The organism is Sphingomonas sp. CCH9-E2 (assembly GCF_001557215.1).
Lineage (GTDB): Bacteria > Pseudomonadota > Alphaproteobacteria > Sphingomonadales > Sphingomonadaceae > Sphingomonas.
The window spans coordinates 1-3,106 of sequence record NZ_LSJM01000302.1 but is presented as its reverse complement, the minus strand read 5'-3'; the positions used below and the strand labels follow the sequence as shown (position 1 = coordinate 3,106).

The following is a 3,106-nucleotide window of genomic DNA, read 5'->3' as shown; positions in this document are numbered from 1 at the left end:
GGGGGCAGGAGTGGCGAGCGCACCGCACTGCCCCTCTCCCCGACCCTCTCCCCTGAAGGGGAGAGGGAGTTGGGTCACTTCGAAATCGGGACGTAATCCAGGGACTTGAGGTCATCCATCATCGCCCCCTGCCAGCGCGCGGGGACGGGTTCGGTTCCCATTGCCCAGGCCATGATGTCGACGTCCTGCTCCTCCATCAGCGCCTCGAACCAGGCGACCTGATCCTCGGTCCAGCTGGCCGAGCGCGCGTCGTAGAAGCCGCCGAGCATCAAATCGGCCTCCTTGACGCCGCGATGCCAGGCGCGGAAGCGGAGGCGTTTGAGGCGGGTTTCCAGATCCATCTTCGTCCAACGCAGATTGGCCGACGGCGCTTTTGTGCGCAGTCGGCTGGGTGTAGGGAGGCAGATAAACATGCGACCCGACATCCTCAACCCACTCTTCGCCGAAGTCACCGCGCTGAAAGGCGTGGGACCGCAACTGGCCAAGCCGCTGGAGCGGCTGGGGCTGGCGCGGGTGGTGGATGTCGCGTTCCATCTGCCGAGCGGATATATCGACCGGCTGCCGCGCGAGGAGCTGGATCAGGCCGATGTCGGGCGGACGATCGCGATCAAGCTGACCCCGGTGAATTATCGCATGAGCGGGAGCGCGCGGGCGCCGGCGCGGGTCGAGGCGACCGATGCGCGCGGCAATTATGTGACGTTGGTGTTCTTTGGCGGGAATAGCGGCTGGGCGAAAAAGCAGCTGCCGCTGAACGAGGCCAAATGGGTGTCGGGGCGGCTCGACCAGTACGGCCAGGAACTGCAGATCGTGCATCCCGAGATCGCCGCGATCACCGAACCGCGGCCGGGCGGGCGCGAGGCGATCTATCCGCTGTCGGAGGGGATGACGTCGAAGCGGCTGGCGGATTTTGCGGCGCAGGCGGTGGCGCGCGCGCCCGAGCTGCCCGAATGGATCGAGCCGAGTTTAAAGGCGCGCAAGGGCTGGCCCGACTGGCGCAGCGCACTCGCCGCGATCCATGCCGATCCGGCGGATGCCAAGGCGCGCGACCGGCTGGCCTATGACGAGGTGTTCGCCAACCAACTGGCGCTGATGCTGGTGCGCGGCGCGGCGCGGGCGAAGAAGGGGCGGGCGCTGGCCGGCGACGGGCGGCTGCGCGATGCGCTGGACCTGCCCTACACGCCGACCGGCGCGCAGGCGCGGACGATCCGGGAGATCGAGGGCGATATGGCGCAGCCGCGCCCGATGCTGCGGCTGCTGCAGGGCGATGTCGGCGCGGGCAAGACGCTGGTGGCGGCGATGGCGCTGCTGATCGCGGTCGAGGCGGGGGCGCAGGGGGCGATGCTGGCGCCGACCGAGATCCTGGCGCGGCAACATTATGAGACGCTGCGCAAGCTGTTCGCTGGCCTTGGCGTCGAGATCGCGATCCTGACCGGGCGCGACAAGGGGCGGGCGCGCGAGGCGACGTTGATGGGGGTCGCGGATGGGTCGATCGACATATTGATCGGCACGCATGCGATCTTTCAGCAGGGGGTGGAGTATCGCGACCTGGGGCTGGTCGTGGTGGACGAGCAGCATCGCTTTGGCGTGGCCGAGCGGATGATGCTGCAGGCCAAGGCGAAGACCGCGCCGCATCTATTGGTGATGACCGCGACGCCGATCCCGCGCACGTTGCAGCTGGCGACACATGGCGAGATGGATGTGAGCAAGCTCGACGAGATGCCGCCGGGGCGGATGCCGATCGAGACGAGCGTGATCAGCGAGGAGCGGATCGAGGAGGTCGTCAACGGCCTTGCCCGGCATCTGTCGGGCGGGGGGCAGGCCTATTGGGTGTGCCCGCTGGTCGAGGAGAGCGAGAAGACCGACCTTGCCGCCGCCGAAGCGCGGGCGGAGGCGTTGCGCGCGCGGTTCGGCGAGCGGGTGGGCCTGGTCCATGGCCGCATGAAGGGGCCGGAGAAGGACGCGGTGATGGCGCGCTTTGCCAGCGGGGAGCTGGGCGTGCTGGTTGCGACGACGGTGATCGAAGTGGGGGTCGATGTGCCCAACGCGACGCTGATCGTGATCGAGGCGGCGGACCGGTTCGGGCTGGCGCAGCTGCACCAGTTGCGCGGGCGCGTCGGGCGCGGCGGGGGGCGGTCGGTGTGCGTGCTGCTGCGCGGGGGGACGTTGAGCGAAACGTCGCGCGCGCGGCTGGCGCTGATGCGTGAAACCAATGACGGGTTTCGCATTGCCGAGGAGGACCTTCGGCTGCGTGGTGCGGGCGAGATGCTGGGGACGCGGCAATCGGGGGAGCAGACGTTCCGGCTCGCCCCGCCCGAGAAGTTCGCCGAGCTGATCGCGGCGGCGACCGACGACGCACGGTTGCTGGTCGATCGCGACGGCGGGCTGGACGGGGAGCGCGGGCAGGCGGCGCGGGTGGCGTTGTATTTGTTCGAGCGGGATGCGGCGGTGGGATTGTTGCGGGCGGGGTGAGGGGCGCAGGTCTTCAGAAAATAGCTGCTGGCCGCAGCGACGCCCTCTAATCAGACGTTCGACGGTCGAACTTTGCGGCAACTGCTCCCGCCACCAAGACGCCGAAAATGGTTGGAAATCCCACGAAGAAGGGAAGCAGGCCAACAGATAGAGCGGCAGCTGTCCACTTCTGCTCCAGAACGGCGTGTTGCGCCCCTTGGTAGCCATAGAAGTAGAAGTAGAGCAGCGTCACCATCGCGAGGCCGAAGATCAGAGCCGCGCTACGGCTACGCGCCCGCTTTTCGACGCGTGAGCACACAAATGCGACCGCGAAAAACGGTGCAAACAACAGGATCGTGCCGACGAACTGTACGCCCGCCCAATAGAGATGGTCGCGCAGGGCAACGTCGAAGGCTTCGCCCGTGATCGACGTTCTCGCAACAACGTCCGACCCCGTCGTCGCGGCCAAGAATGTGATCGCCGCGAGCGGCAAATAGACCTTTAGTCCCATCTCCTCACTCTACAGGGCTTGTCGCAGCGTTCCACCCCGCTCTCGCCATGGCCCCTCCGACCTCGTACCGGGGGGCGCCGGGAGGCGGGCGCGGGGCTTGAGGTTGGAGCGCTGCGCTTGGGGTGGGGTGGACCCCGGCACAGGGCC

Annotated in this window: 3 protein-coding genes; 1 reads left to right on the top strand and 2 read right to left on the bottom strand. The window is 67.7% G+C overall.

Annotated elements, in window-relative coordinates; genetic code table 11:
• Positions 1–74 precede the first annotated feature (74 nt).
• Positions 75–341 (bottom strand): FAD assembly factor SdhE, encoded by a 267-nt coding sequence (locus AX681_RS13910; protein ID WP_066658793.1) that lies wholly within the window; start codon positions 339–341, stop codon positions 75–77.
• A 70-nt stretch (positions 342–411) separates the two neighbouring features.
• Here AX681_RS13910 and recG point away from each other — a divergent pair, with 70 nt between their 5' ends.
• On the top strand, positions 412–2,469 hold the full coding sequence (recG, locus tag AX681_RS13905) for an ATP-dependent DNA helicase RecG (RefSeq protein WP_066682404.1): 2,058 nt from the start codon (positions 412–414) through the stop codon (positions 2,467–2,469).
• 46 nt (positions 2,470–2,515) lie between these two features.
• Here recG and AX681_RS13900 read toward each other — a convergent pair whose 3' ends face one another.
• Positions 2,516–2,959, bottom strand: a complete 444-nt coding sequence (locus AX681_RS13900; RefSeq protein ID WP_066662715.1) for a hypothetical protein — start codon at positions 2,957–2,959, stop codon at positions 2,516–2,518.
• Between the last annotated feature and the right edge of the window lie 147 nt (positions 2,960–3,106).

Bases quoted from the DNA above. Each gene is read 5' to 3' on its own strand.
- AX681_RS13910 (WP_066658793.1), bottom strand. From the start codon at position 341: ATGGATCTGGAAACCCGCCTCAAACGCCTCCGCTTCCGCGCCTGGCAT.
- recG (WP_066682404.1), top strand. From the start codon at position 412: ATGCGACCCGACATCCTCAACCCACTCTTCGCCGAAGTCACCGCGCTG.
- AX681_RS13900 (WP_066662715.1), bottom strand. From the start codon at position 2,959: ATGGGACTAAAGGTCTATTTGCCGCTCGCGGCGATCACATTCTTGGCC.